At 37.2% G+C, this 20,919-nt stretch carries 11 protein-coding genes; 7 read left to right on the forward strand and 4 right to left on the reverse strand.

What is annotated here, in order from left to right; translation table 11 throughout:
• Positions 1 to 74 precede the first annotated feature (74 nt).
• The 3 genes from Q9Q97_RS20995 to Q9Q97_RS21005 all read right to left on the reverse strand — a co-directional run bounded on the left by Q9Q97_RS20995 (position 75) and on the right by Q9Q97_RS21005 (position 2,121).
• Positions 75 to 887 (reverse strand): SDR family oxidoreductase, encoded by an 813-nt coding sequence (locus Q9Q97_RS20995; RefSeq protein ID WP_306160722.1) that lies wholly within the window; start codon positions 885 to 887, stop codon positions 75 to 77.
• 116 nt (positions 888 to 1,003) lie between these two features.
• Complete coding sequence (locus tag Q9Q97_RS21000; protein WP_306160724.1) at positions 1,004 to 1,669, reverse strand: bifunctional 4-hydroxy-2-oxoglutarate aldolase/2-dehydro-3-deoxy-phosphogluconate aldolase; 666 nt, start codon at positions 1,667 to 1,669, stop codon at positions 1,004 to 1,006.
• Between the two features lie 2 nt (positions 1,670 to 1,671).
• Positions 1,672 to 2,121 (reverse strand): YhcH/YjgK/YiaL family protein, encoded by a 450-nt coding sequence (locus Q9Q97_RS21005; RefSeq protein ID WP_306160726.1) that lies wholly within the window; start codon positions 2,119 to 2,121, stop codon positions 1,672 to 1,674.
• Between the two features lie 268 nt (positions 2,122 to 2,389).
• Between Q9Q97_RS21005 and Q9Q97_RS21010 the strand changes: the two genes are divergently transcribed.
• A complete protein-coding gene (locus tag Q9Q97_RS21010) occupies positions 2,390 to 3,397 on the forward strand; it encodes a LacI family DNA-binding transcriptional regulator (RefSeq protein ID WP_306160790.1) in 1,008 nt (335 codons plus the stop codon).
• A 529-nt stretch (positions 3,398 to 3,926) separates the two neighbouring features.
• Here the strand turns inward: Q9Q97_RS21010 and Q9Q97_RS21015 are convergent.
• Positions 3,927 to 5,096 carry a DUF4861 family protein gene (locus Q9Q97_RS21015; RefSeq protein WP_306160728.1) on the reverse strand — a complete coding sequence of 390 codons (1,170 nt, stop codon included), beginning with the start codon at positions 5,094 to 5,096 and terminating at the stop codon, positions 3,927 to 3,929.
• Between the two features lie 257 nt (positions 5,097 to 5,353).
• On the opposite strand from Q9Q97_RS21015, the gene Q9Q97_RS21020 reads away from it, so the two are divergent.
• The 6 genes from Q9Q97_RS21020 to Q9Q97_RS21045 all read left to right on the forward strand — a co-directional run bounded on the left by Q9Q97_RS21020 (position 5,354) and on the right by Q9Q97_RS21045 (position 20,805).
• The gene (locus Q9Q97_RS21020; protein ID WP_306160730.1) at positions 5,354 to 5,992 is read left to right on the forward strand and encodes an HAD family phosphatase; all 639 of its coding nucleotides are present in this window, start codon (positions 5,354 to 5,356) and stop codon (positions 5,990 to 5,992) included.
• A 476-nt stretch (positions 5,993 to 6,468) separates the two neighbouring features.
• Positions 6,469 to 9,399 carry a triple tyrosine motif-containing protein gene (locus Q9Q97_RS21025; RefSeq protein WP_306160732.1) on the forward strand — a complete coding sequence of 977 codons (2,931 nt, stop codon included), beginning with the start codon at positions 6,469 to 6,471 and terminating at the stop codon, positions 9,397 to 9,399.
• 292 nt (positions 9,400 to 9,691) lie between these two features.
• On the forward strand, positions 9,692 to 13,078 hold the full coding sequence (locus Q9Q97_RS21030; RefSeq protein ID WP_306160734.1) for a family 16 glycosylhydrolase: 3,387 nt from the start codon (positions 9,692 to 9,694) through the stop codon (positions 13,076 to 13,078).
• 127 nt (positions 13,079 to 13,205) lie between these two features.
• Positions 13,206 to 15,860: a beta-1,3-glucanase family protein gene (locus Q9Q97_RS21035; protein WP_306160736.1), complete on the forward strand. Its 2,655-nt coding sequence runs from the start codon at positions 13,206 to 13,208 to the stop codon at positions 15,858 to 15,860.
• Between the two features lie 213 nt (positions 15,861 to 16,073).
• Positions 16,074 to 17,696: a glycosyl hydrolase family 18 protein gene (locus Q9Q97_RS21040; RefSeq protein ID WP_306160738.1), complete on the forward strand. Its 1,623-nt coding sequence runs from the start codon at positions 16,074 to 16,076 to the stop codon at positions 17,694 to 17,696.
• A gap of 244 nt (positions 17,697 to 17,940) precedes the next feature.
• Entirely contained in the window at positions 17,941 to 20,805 is a 2,865-nt protein-coding gene (locus Q9Q97_RS21045; protein WP_306160739.1) for an RICIN domain-containing protein, read from the forward strand.
• Positions 20,806 to 20,919: the final 114 nt, after the last annotated feature.

Raw genomic sequence — 20,919 nt, forward strand, 5'->3', positions numbered from 1 at the left:
AATGATAATTAGTGAAATTTGTGTTCAAATTTATACCTACAAGGTTTTGGAAACCTTGCAGGAGATCGCACTAATTAGATACTCGTAGCTGCAAATCCGCCGTCTACTTTTAATATAGTTCCTGTAACGAATTTGGACATGTCACTGCATAAAAATAAAAGCGCACCATCAATATCTTCTGGAGTTCCGAATCTTCCCATTGGCGTGTGATCGATGATTTTTTCTCCTCTTGGCGTTAATTTTCCTTCTGGAGTCAGTAATAAAGCACGGTTTTGTTCGCCAATAAAAAAACCTGGAGAAATAGCGTTTACACGAATTCCTTCGCCGTATTTTTGCGCCAGTTCCACCGCCATCCATTGTGTGAAATTATCAATCGCTGCCTTTGAAGCCGAATAACCCACAACTCTCGTTAAAGGTCTTTGTGCAGACGCCGACGAAATGTTGATGATATTTCCTGATTTCTGTTTTGCAAAAAGCTCCGCAAAAACCTGAGTTGGAAGCATAGTTCCAATAATATTCAAATCGATTACTTTTTGCAGATCATCGCTTTTCATATCGTAAACCGCCTGATCGGGCTGAATCGTTGCGCCTGGCATATTTCCACCCGCAGCATTAATCAAGATGTCAAGACGCCCGTATTTTTCAACGATAAAATCTCTTGCTTTTTCTACTTCTTCTTTGTTTAAAACATTCGCTTGAACGGCAAAACCTTTTCCGCCATTTGCTTCAATGTCTTTTACGGTATTTTCTGCTTTTTCAAGTGACTGCGAAACGATTCCGACAATAACGCCCTGTTGCGCCAAAACATTAGCGAATCGGCTTCCTAAAACTCCAGCACCACCTGTTATTAAAGCTATTTTTCCTTTTAAATTAAATATTGAATCCATTAAATTTTAAAATTTCAAATACTTTAAAATTCCAAATTCCAATCTGGAAAATAAAGTATGTTTATATTAATTTTTTTGTTTCGTTTTATTGGAATTTGGAATTTAAAATTTGGAATTTATCCCTTTCTCAGGTTTTCAATTATCTCCAAAACATTTCTAGTTTCCTTTTCGATAGTATCGTATTCTTCGTATTCCATCACTTTTTTGCTGATGAGTTTGCTGCCCATTCCAACTGCTGAAACGCCAGCATTGAACCAGCTTTGAATACTCGTTTTAGTTGTGTCGACTCCACCAGTTGGCATAAAAGTTAAATTTGGAAAAACATCTTTAATACCGCTCATAAAATCTGGACCTAGAATATTTCCTGGGAAAAGTTTAATGAATTGTACGCCTGCATTTTCTGCCGCAATAATTTCTGTCGGTGTCATGCATCCTGGCGCATACAATACTCCTTTAGAATTTAAAAACGAAGCTATTTCAGGAACAAATCCCGGACTGATAAAAAAGTCGGCTCCCGTTAAATAATACGTTTCTGCCTGTGCTAAATTTTTGATAGTTCCAATGCCTAAAAGCATTCCAGGCATTTCGGCATTTCGAACTTCAATCATTTTTTTGAAGTTTGAAAGTGCTTCTGGACCACGGCTTGTATATTCAACCGCTCTAATTCCGACATTGTATAATGTTTTTAAAACAGCAATACTTTTACTTTCGTCAGCATTGAAATACAAAGGAAGCATGCCCTGATTTACGATTACTTCGATCGAGTTTTGAATTGTACTCATAATTATATTTTTACTTTAATAACCACTTTTCGCAATAAACCTTCGCCAATCATTGCCGTATGTACATCTTCTGGAAATAAGATCGCAAATTGGTTTTCTTGAAGTTCGAAGAAAGTATCTGGAGCGTCGTGAAAGAATCTAACATCTCTTTCATCGCTGTATTCTCCGTTTGGATTTACGCATTTTTCTCTTGGTTTCCAGGCAAATGTTTCAGGACCTTTTAATGAAATCTGAATGTCGATGTTTTGGTCGTGGCATTCAAAACCTTTTACAGCTTCTTCGCGTGTATTTCCTTGACCAGAAATGGCGATTAATTTTAAGCCTTCACCAATTTCTATTGCACCGTCAGGCAAGTTGCTAATGTCGTTTTGATTAACATAATCGAATGCCTTTTTAAAATTGGGATGAAGCCCAAAGTATTTGGAAGCATTTTGTAGTGAGTCAATAATCATTTTTAGTTGTATTTAGTTAGTTTTTAACCGATTCAGATTTTTTTTTAGAAAGCGAATTGCTCTGAAAATCATTCAGTTTAATAAAAATTTTATCAAAAGTTATGATTTTTTAGAAACATATGTGTATGTTTGCGTGTACGCACACGGTCTGTTTACAAATGTAGAGAAAAAGTTAACTAAAACAACTTTTCTAAATAAAAAAACGAATAAAGTGTATGTTTAGTAAGAATTTAACTTAAAACGAATTAGTATCATAACAATTAAGAAAATAGCCGAACTCGCCAATACTTCTCCTGGAACGGTAGATAGAATTTTGCATAACCGCGGACAAGTGGCACAGGAAACTGTCGATAAAGTCAATGCAATAATTGAACAGTTTGGTTATAAACGGAATATTCTGGCAAGTAATTTGGCTTTAAACAAGAAATTTCGTTTTGCTGTTTTTCTTCCAAAATCTGAAAAGTTGGAATACTGGAAAAGTCAGGTCGACGGAATTGAAAAAGCGGCGCAAGAATTTAGCAAATTCGGAATTGTTTTGGACTATTTTTTCTACGATTATAATCTAGCCTCTTTTAAAGAAACCGTTAAAAAAGTAATGCAGTTCCCTTGCGACGGTTTGCTTTTTGCTCCTATTTTTTATGAAGATTCTGTTTTGTTTTTAAAGGAATACCAGCAAAAAAGAATTCCCGTTGTCATGATCGATTCGAATATTTCCGAAGAAAACGAACATGCTTATGTGGGGCAGGATGCTTTTCAAAGTGGCTATTTGGCAGGAAGGTTAATCAGTTTTGCGGTTAAAAATGAAAGGCACGTTTTGATTTTTAAAATTGCGAGAGAAATCGAAAGCACCTCGGTTTACTTACAACGCATCAACGGATTTCATTCTTATTTTAAAGATCATGATGAATTGACCAATTTCAAATTTTCTGAAGTCACAATTAAGGATTCTGGAATTGATCAATTGAATTTGGAAATGTTTTCGGGTGTAAATAGTGTTTTTGTACCCAATTCCAGAGCGTACATTGTAGCCCGATTTTTAGATGAAAATAATATAAAAGGTGTGCGAATTATTGGTTACGATTTATTAAATGAAAATATAGAATACCTCAATAAAGGCGTAATTGATTTCCTGATCAATCAAAGACCGGAACAGCAAGGGTATTTTGGAATTAATTATTTGTATAAAAAACTGGTTCTTCAGGAAGCTGTAGAAAAAACGCAATATATCCCGCTAGAGATTATTTTGAAAGAGAATTATTTTCCTGCTAAGCGATAGTTTTTTTGCCACGAAGGCACTAAGGCACAAAGTTTTATTTTTAATCGCGTAATCCCGATAGTTATCGGTAGTAGAGGCGCGAAGGTTTATTTTTAAGTTTAGTTTGTCATCCTGACGAAGGAAGGATCACACTAGAAATTCCTCAAACAAAATCACCAATGTTGGTAGAGTTTACCATTGAGATTCCTCTTTCCTAAAATGAGAAAAAACTGTTGCTTTTTTATTGCATATAGCTTATAAATATAGCCCACGGTTTCAACCGTGGGTACGCAACGAATATCTACAATCGCTGATTATTAATCTACGGTAATTACAAAACGTTTCCCACGGTTGAAACCGTGGGCTATGTTTAGAATAGCTGATTTTTATTTTTTTTTAATGACACCTGACAGGTTTTTAAAACCTGTCAGGTGTAAATGCGTACAGTTCTTTGTAGAGTTACTTGCGTGTCCTTCGACTCCGCTCAGGATGACAAACTAAACTTAAAAAGAAAAACTTTGCGCCTTAGTGCCTTCGTGGCCAAAAAAAATCACTTCTTAACTTTCACAACCAAAGGATTATTAATCTTTGTAGCAAAGTCACTTAAGTATTTTTCCCATTCCTGTTTAGTCTGAAACGGACTTCCTTTTTTCCATCCAAAACCGACATAATAAATCGCTTTGTTATTCTTAACCGAAATATTTCCGTAGAGATTGCTTAAATCCTTTTCGTCAGTTACATGATTGTCAAAACTAAGTAACGTACCTTTTGGAGCAACCAGTCCAGTTCCGATTTCCGAATCATCGATAGGTTCCCAGTAGCTTAGCCAGCCTTCTTTTAGATTGGTGCCGATAGCTCCTTTTTTCTCATGAAGCGTTAATCCCGCAGCGATTTCTTTTGTTCCCGTGATGTTGATTTCGAAACGAGAAAGTTGAGAACCATAATCCAAACTAATCAATTTAGATTCTGTTATTTTATTGCCTTTAGCATCCCAATCGGCATACGTTAAAATAAAACTCGTTCTGATTGGTCCGGTTGTAATGGTTTTCCAGCTGATGAAATTTTTAGAAAAATAGTATTTTCCATCCACTTTTACAGCAATTCCACCCACGCCACGACTGTCACCAACGTGAAAATTATCCAAACCTTCTCCAGTATCTTTATGATACGTTCCCGTTCCGTTAGTAGCTTTTTCGTACCATTTATTAATAATTGGGTAATCGACTCTTTTCAGCCACGCGTCGATTCCGCTCGTTAAAGTGCCGCCTGGAATTTTGTCTTCAACCATTTTTTGTGCCACAGGACCGTAAGTTCTAAAAGCGACTTTATTGTTTTCCCACGCATAATCGTCTGTACGCTCAGGTACAAAGCGAGAATAACAATTTGCAACTTTTGATGCTGAAGGATTTGTACCGACAAAAACTTCGTAATCCTGCTTTGAAGAAGCTTTTATTTTAGGTTGAAAAAGAAGTACATCGGCAATTCCGTCGCCATCGTTATCGACTGTTTGAGTTTCTATAAAAGTATTGCTGGCAATGTCTTTTACAGCATAACTTTCAAGTTTGGAATTTGAATTTAAACCTAATGATTTTTTGGTCAACTCAATGGTTTCAAATTCTCTATCGACATTTAAATTATTAGAAATAGTAATAGTTTTATTCTGAGAAAAAGCAGTAAAATGAACTGCCAGAATGGTTATGATAAAAAGACGTTTTTTCAAAATTTGTGGGTTTAATAGTTTTCATAAAAGTACAAATCAAATAAGAAATTAAAATACAGAATTGGAGTGATTTTGTACAAGACTCTTTTAATTAGATAATTAGATAATTTGTCAATTGGGATAATTAGACAGAGTAACTAAATAAAATTTTGTCCATCTAACAAACAATAGATTCATTTTCTAATTATCTCATTAACTCATTATCTAATTTTCTCATTTGCTTTTTGTAAATTGAGATTCATTAAAAATCTACAAAAATGGTTAAATGTATAATTTTCGATTGTGACGGAGTTTTGGTCGATACAGAAAAAATAGGTAATGGAATATTGCTTGAAATGGCACAGCAGCACGGATTTGAAATGGAATTGGAAGATGCTTACCGCTATTTTAATGGCAGAAGTTTAAAAGATTGCTTTTGCCATATTGAAGAAGCCATTGGACAAAATCTCCCAGAAACATTTGAAAATGAATATCGGGAGAAAAGTTTTGAAGCCTTTAGAACCCAAGTCAAACCAATGGAAGGCGTTGAAGATTTTATCAATAACCTAAAAATTCCGTATTGTGTGGCTTCGAGCGGACCCGTAGAAAAGATTCGTTTGAATTTGGAAGTTGCAGGATTACTGGATAAATTCGAAAATAAAATATATAGCTCGTACCAAATAGGCAGTTGGAAACCAGAGCCAGGCATATTTCTGCATGCTGCAAAAGAAATGGGATTTGAGGTAAAAGATTGCATTGTGGTCGAAGATAGTAAATCTGGTGTAAAAGCTGGAATTAGCGGCGGATTTAAAGTCTATGGTTTAGTAAATGGTTTCAATAATGAAGATTTGGAAGAAGAAGGAGCAGAGTTATTCAGTTCTTATGAAGAGTTGAGCAGATTGTTGCAAATGTTTTGAACCATATAAGTGATATAAGTTTATTTAAAGAAAGGGTTGGTTTTTAGTAATGGAAGTTGGAATGGGCTTCGACTCCGCTCAGCCTGACAGTAGCTTGTTTTCCTGTGCGGAGTCGAAGGATATGCGCAACGATATTTAGCAGATAGCTTTGTCAAAGTTTTAAACTTTGACAAAGCTTCAGGACATTAAAAAAATTATCTCATTATCTCATTATCTCATTTTCACATTCTCTAATTCTCTAATTCAAATAGTCAAATTGACCAATTCTTAATTTAAAATGTAATTTGTTGCATTAAAATTAAATTTTATATATTTGAGTTTGTACATTCTTTTTTTTAGTGCGCTTTTCATGTTGAATTTGTAATGCTGTACTAAAGAAATAATACGATTTTCCTAGAAAATATCTTTTCCCAAAGAGCTATTTTCAGGTTGTGATTTCCCAAAAATCACAAAACTAACCTACAGACACAAACAGAATGATGAAATTTAAAATTAGAATTTTACTTCTATCGCTTTTATTTATTTCCTTAAAAATCAATTCCCAAATCAAAAAGATTGGGGTTCCTTTTATAGCCAATTACAGTCCGAAAGTTTATAAAGCTGCGTCTGAAAATTGGGATGTTCTGCAAGATTCTAAAGGCATGATGTTTTTTGCGAATCATTTTGGAATTATGCAGTTTGACGGCGTGCGTTGGGCAATTGTGACGCAGCCAGAAAATCGAAGCATGGTGCGTTCGATGGCTATTGATACAAAAGATAAAATATATGTGGGCGCTCAAGGCGATTTCGGATTTGTGATTCAGATTCCGAATGGACAATATCAATATACTTCTTTAGTTAAACTGCTTCCAAAATCGGTTCGAAATTTTGGCGATGTATTGCATACCGTTATCCGAAATAATGAAGTCATCTTTTTTTCTTACGAAGGCATATTTATTTATAAAGACAATACAATCAAAGTAGTAGAACCTCAAACAACTTTTGATGATTTCTTCGAAGTGGGAAAAGAAATTTATGTTTCGGATAATGAAAGGGGATTATTAAAACTAAAAGATAACGTGTTAATTCCAATCGAAAGCGGTCAGAAGTTTGCTGGAATGCAGGTAAGAAAGATTTTTAAAACTAAAAACGGCCTTTTATTATTCACTCAAAAAAACGGTCTTTTTATTTTCATCGAGAACCAAATCAAGCCTTTTGTGACAGAAGCAGATCATTTGCTGAAGCAGAATCAGATTTCGGCTGGAGTTGCACTTTCTGATGGATATTTCGGAATCGGAACGCGTCAATCTGGGTTGATAGTTATAGATGGTGAAGGACATTTGATTCAGCATATCGACAAGCAAATGGGGCTTCAGAATGAATATGTGACTAATTTTAAGGTAGATAAAGAAGGAAATTTGTGGGTAACACTCAAAGGCGGAATTTCACTCATTCAGATTTCATCGCCTTTGTCCAAAATTATTGACAGTTCCAGTTCTGAAACCAAAATTTATTGCAGTCAGATTTACGAGAATAAATTGTATATCGGCACCGATAATGGGGTGTTTGGGCTGGATTGGGGAGCTTATAAAAGCGGAAAGAGAGAAAATATAACTTTTCAGCATATTTCTGGAATGTCTGAAAATGTCTGGAATGTTGGTGTTTTCGGTAATTCGTTATTGGCTTTTGAAAAAAACGGAATTTTCGAAATCAATGGAAATTCCGCGAAAGCGTTGGCCAAAATAGACGGTGCTTGGCAGGGAATTCTAATTCCGAATCATCCAGATTTATTGCTTGTTGGCGGTTATACCGGACTGTATTTGCTCAAAAAAATAAACGGTTCTTGGGTTTTTCAGCATCGGATAAAAGGTTTTGATGAAAGCAGCAGAATTATGGAAACCGATAAACAGGGAAACATTTGGATCGCGCACGGATACAAAGGAATTTATAAACTTAAATTTAATACAGCATTTGATACCGTTGCTGATATTCAGTTTTATAATGACAAAAATGGTTTTCCGTCGAGTTTGTTTTTGAATACTTTTAAAGTCGATAATCAGATTTTGTTTGGAACTACAAAAGGAGTTTACAGACAGGATTTATCTTCAAAAAAAATGATTCCAGATCCGCTTTTCAAGAAATACCTCGGATTAGAAAATCATATTCGCTTACTAAAACCAGATCAGCAAAATAATATTTGGTACGTTTCTGGCGAAAATACAGGGAAAATGAGCAAGCAGAAAAACGGAGGTTTTAAGATTGAGGAGCTTCCTTTTCGAAAGCTTCGCTATATATATGTTCCTGGTTTCGAAAACATTCAGACTACAAAAAGTGGAGACGTTTTTTTTGGAACCCAAGAGGGTTTAATTCATTACAGCGCCATTAAAAACAAAAAATATAAAACCAAATATAAAGCGGTTATTTCTGAAGTTAAATGCATTTTTCCAAAAGATAGTTTGCTGTATTCCAGCCGATATGATGTGCTTCCGAACAAAACAGGATCTGAGAACGATAAATTCTCGACAGTTTTACCGCATACTAATAACGCACTTCATTTTTCTTTTGCATCGCTTTGCTTTGATGATGCCGATGCCACGAAATATGAATATTGGTTGGAAGGTTTTGAGCCAGGCTGGTCCGATTACAGTCTGCAGACAGAGAAAGAATATACTAATTTGCCTGAAAACGAATATGTTTTTCATGTACGAGCAAAAAATATGTATGATGTAGTGAGCGAAGAAGCTGTTTTTCGCTTTGAAGTTTTGCCGCCTTGGTACAGAACTTTGTGGGCGTATCTATTGTATTTTGCGCTTTACAGTGTGGTTATTTATTTGATTGTTAGATATCAGAAATTGGTTGCTGGGCGTCAGCGTGAACAATTGATAGAAAATCAGGAGAAGGAATTGCTTCGCAGCCGTGCAGAGCTTAACGAACAGAAACTGACTTTGGAACAGGAAAATATGAACATTATGCGCGAAAATCTCGAAGCAACCATAAACCTGAAAAATGCCAAAGTAGCTTCAAATACGGTCAATTTGATTCATTTAAATGAAATTTTGCTTTCGATAAAAGAACTCATCGCACAGATTGATAAAAAGAATGATCCAAATGTAAATTTTAGCCTTCTCACTAAAATCAATAAATTAATTGACCACGAATTGCAGGGAGACAAGCATTGGAACGAATTTGAAGAAATTTTCAATCAATTGCATGATAATTTTATGCAAAGGCTAAAAGCAAGCTATCCCGAACTTACGCCTCGCGACATGCGTTTGTGCGCTTATCTGCGAATGAACTTTAATACAAAAGAAATTGCACCACTTTTAGGAATTTCTGTTCGAGGTGTTGAAGATACCCGATACCGTATTCGCAAAAAACTACAGCTTCCTTCTGACACTAACATTACCGAATTCATCCTTAATTTTTAGCTTAAAGCACGCGTATGACACGGATTCGCTATCGCGAAAACGCAGATTTACACGGATTTTTTATATTTAATAAATCCGCTTTTTTCCGTGTCTTCGCGATAGCGAATCCGTGTCATCCGCGTCCCATTTTTTAGTTTTTTTAATAGTACCGTAGTCAAACCGTACTCCAAAATGTAAGTCTAGCCTGATTTTTTAGTTAATATTGCGCTGTTATTGTCGGAAAATACAAACTGTTTTGTAAAGCAGTCTGGATTCAAGAAATAACATTTACTAACTAAAAACCTATTTAAAAATGAATCAAAATGACTCTTTTTTCGGCCGACCACCGAAAAGCAATTCTTATTTTTTTAAACAATTTTGTGTTGCAGTTTTCATCTTACTGTTGCCATTTTTTAAAACTCATGCCCAATGCAATACGCTGGTTTGGTCTGATGAGTTTAACGGCACAGCAGTAGATTTAACCAAATGGCAGAGCATATCAGGAAACGGCTGTCCGTCGCTCTGCGGATTCGGAAATGCTGAGGCACAGCGTTACGACCCCAATCAGGCAACAATTGTAAAAGAAGGATCAAACAGTTACTTAAATATTGAGGCAAAATATCAGCCCAATTCACAGTTTCCAGATCAGCCGTATGCTTCTTCAAAATTGACTACAGAAGGAAAGTATGCTTTAAAATACGGAAGAGTTGAAGCCCGTATGAAACTTTCTAACGGACAGGGCGCTTGGCCTGCTTTCTGGATGCTTCCAGTAAACGGAAACTGGCCATTTACGGGAGAAATTGATATTATGGAAGCCAAACACAGAAACCCGAAATCGGTAGATGGAACGATTCATTATGATGGCGGAGGCTATCAGTTTACGGGTAGAAGTTATAGTTCGCCAATTGATTTATCAGCAGATTTTCATGTGTATGCTGTAGAATGGGGACCAAATATCATTAAATGGTTTGTAGATGATGTACTGTTTCACACGGCAACCCCAAATACAACCGTAAATAGCGGATGGCCTTTTAATGACAGCAATTTTTATATTATTCTGAATCTCGCAGTTGGAAGCTACGGAACGCCTTACACGAGAGTTAACGGTACGGGAGTAGAGCCAATTCCTGCCGATTTCCCAGCAAAATTACAAGTCGATTATGTTCGTGTTTACGATGGGAGTTTTAAATATGCGGTAACAGGCGATAACAAAGTATACCAAAATGAAACTAGTAAAACCTATTCTGTAAATGCAATTGCGGGGGCGACCTACAACTGGACAGTTCCAGCAGGCGCAACAATTGCATCAGGACAGGGAACAAATTCGATTACTGTAAATTGGGGAACTTCTGGAGGAGATGTTTCTGTGGCTGCAACAGTTTCTGGCTGTAATGTCAACAACTACAAACTGGCGGTTACAACCGAACCAGCTTTGCCAGTTGAAAAAATACATGAAGATTTTCAAAGTAATCGAAATGTATTGTACCCTGTAAAAACAGGAGTTTTGACAGAAGCTGTTGCGAATCCTTCTGCAACTGGTATAAACACTTCTGCTTTGGTTGGGAGATATGTTCGAAATTCTAGCGAATTGTATGATGTTTTGAATATCAGAAATGTAACCATCACAAATGCGAATGATTATGTTTACGGAAGAAAAAGACTTTCTTTTGATATTTATACTTCGGCGCCGGTTGGAACCAAAATTTCGATGCAGTTAGAAAACAGCAACGTAACAACGGCAACCAATTATCCGTTAGGAAGACATAGCGGTTTTAAAGCAACGACTACGGTTCAGAACAAATGGGAAACGATTGAATTTGAATTTGAAAAAGTAATCGATCCAAACACCAGCGCTTTGACAATCAATAATGTGGTGATTCTTTTTGAATCGAATTCGAATTCAGGAGCGACCTATTATTTTGATAATCTGCTGACAAAAGCGGCGCCAGAAAAGCCAATTATTGCTACTGACATTCTACAGAATTATGACGGAGTAAATAAAATTATAAAAGGAACAACAACGGGAACGTATTCTGTTGTGGCAAATCCTGGAACTAATTCGGTTAACGCTTCCGCGAATGTGGCAAGGTACGTTAGAAATGTTACAGAGCAATATGACGTTTTGTTTTTCAATACGCAAAGCACGATCGAAGATGCTGGTTTATTAAAAAATCAGACCAATAAAATTATGATCGATGTTTATACTTCCGCACCAATTGGAACAGTGGTAAGTTTGAATTTAGAAAACAGTGCAACATCGCTTCCAGCTAATTATCCTACGGGAAGAAACAGTAATTATGTCGCGATTACAACCAAACAAAACCAATGGGAAACGCTGACTTTCTTTTACAATTCGAGTCCAGATGCGGGAACTTCCAACTTAGCTGTAAACCAAATGGTTTTATTGTTCAATTCAGGTTCTTACACCAACGATACGTATTATTTTGATAACATTAGAATTGGTTCTACCAAACTTCCAGATACTTTTACGCCTGGCGTAGTGTACGAAGATTATCAGACTATTCACAATATCACATTTAGAGACGCTATCGGAACGTATACGCCAAACACGGCAAACCCAAATGCAAGCGGAATCAATACATCTTCAAATGTTGGAAAATATGTTCGTAAATCGACTGAATTATACGATAACTTCTCTTTCAATACCACTTTAACCAATATTGGAGATTTCAAAGGTGGCGTTAAAAAATTCGCTATGGATGTTTACACTTCTGCGCCAGTTGGATCTGTAATTTCTTGGCAGGCAGAAAGCAGCGCTTCGATTCCTTCTAATTATCCAGTTGGAAGACATAGTATTTATCAAGGTGTTGTAAAACAAAGTAATGCTTGGCATACGGTAACCTTTACGTACGCTAGTTCGCCAGACGCTTCAACAACAGACAGCGAAGTAAACCGTTTTGTTTTCTTATTTGAACCGGGAACCAATTCTGGAAACACCTATTATTTCGATAATTTAAGAGCTTTAAATTTAGTTTCAACAGAAAATCCGAATCCGACTGTGAATTTAGCTTTAAATAAAACAGCGACAGCTTCGACATTAGAAAATACAACGTTTACTGCAAACCAAGCAACAGACGGAAATGCTGGTACAAGATGGGCGAGTTCTTTTGCCAACGCAACCGAATGGATCTATGTGGATTTAGGAGCCAATTACAATCTGAACAGAGTTGTTTTAAAATGGGAAGCAGCCTATGCAACTCAATATAAAATTCAGCTTTCTGCAGATAATGTTTTCACCGAAAGCGAAACGATTAATACACAAACGGCTTCTGACGGAGGAACAGATGATTTAGCGGTAAGCGGATCAGGAAGATATTTAAGAATTTTGTGTAATGCAAAAGCTTTGGCTCCTTACGGATATTCGTTATACGAAATTGAAGCTTACGGCTCATCTTCAACAGCTAGAATGGCTTTGAATGTTTCGGAAGAACCTCAGGCAGAAGAAGTTGTTTTTGCAATCTATCCAAATCCGACGACTAATTATATTCAAGTTTCATCTCCTGAAAACTTAGACAATAAAGTCATAACGATTTATGACAACACTGGGAATTTAATTTTACAAAACAAACCTCAAGGAAACGAAAGCGTAATTGACGTAAGTAAACTTCGTAGAGGAATCTATATTCTAAATTTCAAATCAGACCAGAAAAGCTGGACAAAAAAGCTGATTAAGAAATAATTTTTAAATCCGTTGGGTGCGATTTCAAGGAGGGCATACCAAATTGCACCTGGCGGATCATTTAGTCATTACTGCGAAAATGACTTTGGTTTAAAATCTCTTTACGTAACCCCAAAATTATTTAGATATGAAAAGAATTAGACTACAAAGATTTTCCATTTTGACGACACTATTTTTAGTGTTTTCAAATCTAATGCACGGACAGGGACCCATCCCGTTCACAATAAGCAATAATTCACCTTTTGCCGACACCGAATTATATGTTGCGATTGTCGGAATCGATTATACCACAGGAAACCACGTTTGGGTAAATGCGAAAACAAGTCAGGTTTTACCAATGAATGCTTCTTACAATACAGTTACAGGACCAACTTACGGCGGAAACACTGGGCCGGGGCAAAACTCCAAATATGCGGCATGTTTTACCAAGCTGAGCGAAATTCCAAACAAAACCTTCACTTTGCCATTAATTGCAGGCTGTCGAGTTTTTATTTCGAAAGGGTCACAACTGTATTTCTACTTTTTTGGAGCTAGTGGAGCGCCTTCAGGATATGCATCGCCAAATCCGCAGAATGCAACCGATCCGAATCAGGGAATTTTGTATGAAATGATTGAGCTGACGAATAATCAGCACGGTTTCTTCGGAAATCCAACTCGTGTAGATTCATACAAATATCCAATGGGATTAGAACTATTCGGAGCAAACGGCTATCAGAAAAAAGTCGGCGATTTGAAAAAACACGCAGATATTGTGGCCGCTTTTAAAGCGAATGTTCCAGCAGAATTTCAAGGTTGTGTAAACGATGCAACGGGAGAAATTACAGCACCTTCTAAAACCCCTGCTTACGCGGAAGGATCTGGACCACACGCAAATTATCTAAAATCGTACATCGATGCGATCTGGAATAAATATAAAAATGAAGATTTGATTTTTTACGCCGGAGACGCTGGAGTTTTTAAAGGAAGAGTTATTGGCGAACAGCTAGAAATGGTTGGGCAATCTGGAGCTTTTGTTGGAAGAACGGGACGCGTGCAAAATCGTCCGAGCACACAAGAAGCTTTGGAAGGAAAAGGAGTTTTGGACAGAAGATTGGTCGATGGAGATTTAGATCTTGTGATTCAGGCACAGTTAACGGCGGCAATTAACCGTCATGTTGTCAATACGACAACGGCAAATCCGGGTCAGCAAAACTGGTACGATGCTTCTAAATATTATCAGACAAATCCAACCAATCATTATTCTAAATTCTGGCATTTACCAGGAATTAATATTGATAATCTAGCCTACGGATTTGCTTATGACGACGTTGCCGATCAGTCGCCATCGCTTCATTCGCCACAGCCAACAAAAGCAATTGCTGTTTTTGGAGGATATTTTGGACTTACTACGCCTTCAGTTCCAGCTTCGACAGATGTCATTACCGTTTACAAAGATTGTAACTACACAGGTTTCTCTGGCGGATTGACAATTGGCGATTACAACTTGGCACGTTTAAATTCTTTAGGAGTTTTAAATGATGATATTTCGTCACTTAAAGTGGCGCAAGGTTATAAAGCGATTTTATACATGGATGATAACTTTACAGGAACTTCAACTACAATTACTTCCGATACTTCTTGTTTGAATGCAACTTGGAATGACAAAGTAAGTTCTATACGAATTCTTCCTAACGGAGTTACCACTTTAGGAAACCAGACTTTCTTCCTTCAAAACAGAAATAGTAATTTGTATATGGATGTCTGGACTGCGAGTATGTCAAATGGTGCAGGAATTAATCAAGGCGCTTTGACTTCTGGAAACAATCAGAAATTTACGTTTACGCATTTAGGAGACGGAATGTACAAAATCATTGCGAACCATAGCGGCATGTCTATGGATATCAATAATTTCAATAAAGCCAATGGCGCAAGAGTAGAACAATATCCATACAATGCGACAACCAATCAGCAGTTTATTTTGGTAGATGCAGGAAGCGGATTCTATAAAATTGTGGCCCGTCATAGCGGAAGAATTGTTGAGGTTGCAGGAGCAAGCACAGCTTCGGGCGCAATTGTACAGCAATGGGATAATAACAACCAAACTTGCGGACAATGGAAGTTGGTTCCAGCAACATCTTCACAAACTTCGGTTTTAATTCAAGCAGAAGATTATTCAGCAATGAGCGGTATTCAAGTGGAAGCTACTACAGATACAGGCGGAGGCTCAAATGTGGGTTATACTGAAACGGGCGATTGGTTAGCGTATAACAGCATTAATTTTCCAACAACAGGCTCTTATTTAATTGAATATAGAGTGGCAAGTGCTTCTGGCGGAGTTCTTTCGTCAGATTTAAATGCTGGAGCTATTGTTTTAGGCAATGTTACGGTTCCAAATACTGGAGGCTGGCAAAACTGGCAGACGGTTTCGCAAACGGTAAACGTAAATGCAGGAACATACAATTTCGGAATCTACATTCAGACTACAGGAATGAATATCAACTGGATTAAAATCACAAAAGTTGGCGCAGGAGCGACAGCAAGAACAGCAGCTGTTGAAACTTTAGAAGAAGAATCGACTCCAACTGAACTTACAGTATATCCAAGTCCGGCAGAAAGTACGCTTTATGTAACTACAGCAGTAAGCGCAGAAAAAGCAAGCATAATAGATCAGACTGGAACTGTAGTTTCACAGCAAAAAATCAGTAATAATAGTATTGATGTATCGCGATTAAGAACCGGAATTTATTTTGTGGTTTTGGATCAGAATGGTAAAAAAGTGATCAAACGTTTTATTAAAAAATAATTTTAGATTTTAGAATGCAGATTTTAGATTGATTTACTGTTAGTTGTAAAAATTCCGCTAGAATTGGACTGTGTCCAATTCTAGCGAATCTAAAATCTAAAATCTAAAATCTAAAATCTAAAATCTAAAATCTAAAATCTGCAATCTACCTTTTAAACTCATAAATACCGTCCCAATTATTTACGAATTTATTAATCTATTAAAACAATTATTATGAAAAACAATTACCAAAGGTTGCCGCTAAAATGGACAATCATTTTAGTATTAGGAGTTTTTAATCTGTCGATTGCGCAGAAAAAAGTAATCGCTTATATCCCCAACTGGATCGATTTAAATGCTTTTTCAAGCACTATCCAGTACAGTAAATTGACTCATATTAATATTGCTTTTGAAAATCCAGATGCCAATGGATATCTGACTTTTAATTCAGGAAGTAATGCGATTATCAACACAGCTCATGCTAATAATGTAAAAGTTTTTGTTTCTCTTGGAGGAGGTTCAGTTTCAGAAGGCGGAGCAATTCGTGATAATTATTTCAATTTAATTACACCAGCCAACAGAACCGCTTTTATCCAAAAAATCTACGATTATGTGGTAGCGCATAATTTTGACGGAGTCGATGTAGATTTGGAAGGTCCAGCAATTAATGGAGACTACGGCGGATTTGTGATTGCTCTGGCGAATAAATTGCATGCCAACGGAAAATTGATTTCGGCAGCGCTTTCAGAAGGATATGGTGGTGCAAATGTACCTTCATCTACTTTTGCGGCGTATGACTGGATCAATATCATGGCGTATGATGCAACAGGACCATGGGCGCCAGGAAATCCGGGACAGCACTCTCCTTACAGTATGGCGGTAAATCAGTTTAATTATTGGACAGGCCGCGGATTGCCAGCAAGCAAAGCCGTTATCGGACTTCCGTTTTACGGTTACGGATTTGGAGCTTCTGCCAATCAGGGAATTTCGTATGCGAATATCGTAGCGCAATATCCAGGTGCAGAAAATGTAGATCAAGTTGGAAATACGATTTATTACAACGGAATTCCAACCATCAAACAAAAAACAACTTTTGCAATTCAGAATGCGGCGGGAGTTATGATTTGGGAATTATCACAAGATGCAACTGGTGCAAAATCATTATTGACAGCTGTAGATCAGGTTGTAAAAGGAAGCAACCCTCCAGGAACAGGAACTTTGATTCAGGCTGAAAATTATAACACGATGAGCGGTGTTCAGACAGAAGCGACAACAGACACTGGCGGCGGATTAAACGTTGGCTATTGCGATACAGGAGATTGGATGGCGTATTACAATATCAATTTCCCAACTTCAGGAAATTATGTAATTGAATATCGTGTATCAAGTGCTGTTACAGGAGGAAGATTGTCATCTGATTTAAATGCAGGAACGATTCAGCTTGGTGCTGTAAATGTTCCTAATACAGGTGGCTGGCAAAACTGGCAGACGATTACGCAAACTGTAAACGTAAATGCAGGAACGTACAATTTCGGAATTTATGTTCAAAATACAGGTTTCAATATCAACTGGTTTAGAATTACAAAATCGGCTTCTGCTTTGGCGGCAAAAACAGCTTCTTCAGATTCTATTGAAAGTTTGAGTGTTTATCCAAATCCAACAGAAAGCCAGCTTTACTTTTCAGCTGAAGTTTCTGGCGGAAATGTCAATATCATCAACACAGAAGGAGGAGCAACGGTTTCTTCTCAAACGGTAAATAACAACAGCATTGATGTGTCGACTTTAAAAACAGGAGTTTATTTGATTTCTGTAGAGAAAAACGGAATCAAAACCGTGAGACGTTTTATTAAGAAATAGATTTTTTTTTAACCGCAAAGGGCGCAATCCCGATAGCTATCGGGAACGCAAAGTTCGCAAAGAGTTTTTCTATAAAAGACTCAATAAATTGAAAAAAGTTCACAAAGCTGGGTTTACACACAGCTTTGCGAACTTAATATTTAGATATTTGCTTGCGTTCCAAATTGGAAAAAAAACTTAGCGTGCTTTGCGTTAAAAAAAACTCAGCATCAAAATTTAACAAATCTTATAAACCCCAAATTATATGAAAAACAACTACAAATTTCATTTTAGTATACTACTGTTTCTCCTCTTCGGAAGCTTTGCCATTGCACAGACTTCCTTAGGCTCGAGTAAAACTTTTTTAAATAATTTAAAGAAAGGACTTGCAACTTCCGCAACAGGAAAAAGTGCCGAAAAAACCGTTTTGCTTCAGGCAGAGAAAGCCAGTTTTAACGGAAAAATAAACTACAAAGAATCCAACGAATCGAGCGAGTTTTTAATAGGAGAAATTAAAAACATAGCCGAATCTTCTTTTTATATCAAAGTAAAAGACAAATCACTTGAAGGGCATATTCTTTTAAAGAAAACCAGAGAAGCTTACAAATACTTTTCTGATGCTCAGGGAAATGCTTTTGTAGAAAAAGTAGACATCAACACTTTGGTTTGTATCGATTATGAAAATGTTCCGACACAAGACAATACCTCAAGCAAAACTGCTGTTGCTACAGAAATCGCGCCGGCATTATTAGATTTACAAAGTTTGCCAGGAGCTGCAGGCTGTATAATGCTCGATTTTGACGGTTATTATATGCCAGCAGGAAATCTTTGGAACAACGGAAATGCGATCAACGCAGCACCATCTGGAATGAACGATGCGGCGGTACAACAACACTGGGAAGTAGTTTCAGAAGATTATCGTCCATTTAATGTTAACGTCACTACAAACGAAGCTGTTTTTAATTCTTATCCAAGAAACAGAAGAATGCGAGTTGTGGTTACGCCAACCAATACTGCTGCGCCAGGAGCGGGTGGAGTAGCGTATATCGGTTCTTTTAACTGGGATAACGATGTTCCTTGCTGGGTGTTTATCACTTCTGGAAAATCAGGAGGAGATGCTTCTTCACACGAAGTGGGACATACTTTCGATTTAGGTCACGACGGACGTACCAACCCTGCGGAAGATTATTTCCTTGGTTTGGATGGAACTTCTTGGGCGCCAATTATGGGTGCGGGCTATTACAGACCTGTTGTACAATGGAGTAAGGGGCAGTACAATTATGCAAATAATTTACAAGATGATGTTGCTATAATTGCCAGTGCCAAATTTGGCGTGGGTTACCGCGGTGATGATTACGGAAATACTACAGCTTCTGCAGCCAATTTAGATTATAATGCAAGTGGGCAGATTAATCAAAAAAACGGAATTATTTCGAGTGAAGCCGATTACGATTTCTTCACTTTTACAACGGGTGGCGGAAATGTTTCTATAAATGTCAATACGGTTTCGAGAGACGGAAATCTTCATCTTTTAATTCGATTGTTTAATTCGGCTGGAGCAGAAATGGGAACGTATTGGAATTCTGATCCGTTTGCTTTGAATGCTTCTATGAATGTGAATCTTCCGGCAGGAAAATATTTTATAGGAGTTGACGGAAACGGTGCCGGAAATGTTGGCGCGGGTGGTTATTCGGCTTACGGTTCTATCGGAAGTTATTCCATTACAGGAACTATTCCACCGGGAGGAAATATTGCGGCTTCGACTGATGTAATTACAGTTTACAAAGATTGTAACTACACAGGATTTTCGGGCGGATTAACCATTGGAGATTATAATCTGGCACGTTTAAATTCTTTAGGAGTTTTAAATGATGATATTTCTTCGCTTCGAATTACTCAAGGTTATCAGGCGATTTTGTATCAGGATGATAATTTTACAGGAGCTTCAACGGTTATTAATTCTGATAATTCTTGTTTGAATACGACTTGGAATGACAAAGTAAGTTCAATTCGAATTGTTGCCAATGGAGTTGCGACTTTAGGAAACCAAACTTTCTTTCTTCAAAACAGAAACAGTGGTTTGTATATGGATGTTTGGTCGGCAAGCATGTCAAATGGAGCGGGAATTAATCAAGGCGGTTTGACTTCTGGAAACAATCAGAAATTTACGTTTACGCATTTAGGAGACGGAATGTATAAAATTATCGCCAATCACAGCGGTCAGTCAATGGACGTGAATGGTTTTAATAAAGCGAATGGTACACGTGTAGAACAATATCCGTATAACGGAACAACGAATCAGCAGTTTATTTTAGTTTCTACAGGAGACGGATTCTATAAAATTGTTGCCCGCCACAGCGGAAGAATCGTTGAGGTTGCTGGAGCAAGCACTGCTTCTGGAGCCATTGTACAGCAATGGGACAACAACAATCAAACCTGCGGACAATGGAAACTGATTGCAACGACAACTTCTCAAACTTCAACTTTAATTCAGGCAGAAGATTACTCAGCAATGAGCGGTATTCAGGTCGAAGCTACAACAGACACCGGCGGAGGCTCTAATGTGGGGTATACCGAAACAGGTGACTGGCTGGCTTACAACAATATTAATTTCCCAACAACGGGTTCTTATTTAATTGAATACAGAGTGGCAAGTGCTTCTGGCGGTGTACTTTCTTCAGATTTAAATGGCGGAACCATCATTTTAGGAAATGTTACTATTCCAAACACGGGAGGTTGGCAAAATTGGCAGACGGTAACACAAAACGTAAACGTAAATGCTGGAACATACAATTTCGGAATCTACATTCAGAATACAGGAATGAATATCAATTGGATTAGAATTATGAAAGTCGGAAATGCAGCACCAATTGCAGCGACTTCTGAAATTGCAGATCAAGAAGAAAACAATGTACTAATTGTATACCCGAACCCTGTTGTAGATTTACTATCGTTTACAACAGACGTAATCGGTGGAAAAACGACAGTTGTCGATGCTCAGGGAACTGTTGTAGCCTCACAAAGTATAAATGAAAATAGTTTGAATGTTAGTCAGTTAAATAGAGGGATTTATTTCCTAATCCTCGAAAAAGACGGAAAAAAAACAATTAAACGTTTTATAAAGAAATAAAAAGAAACCCATTTGCCATAATGGTTTTAAACACGTTACATTTTTTGGTTTTAATGTAATGAAAGGCTGTCAGAGATGATGGCCTTTTTTATTGCGTGGTAATTTTTAACGCAG

The organism is Flavobacterium sp. DG2-3, from assembly GCF_030730925.1.
GTDB lineage: Bacteria > Bacteroidota > Bacteroidia > Flavobacteriales > Flavobacteriaceae > Flavobacterium.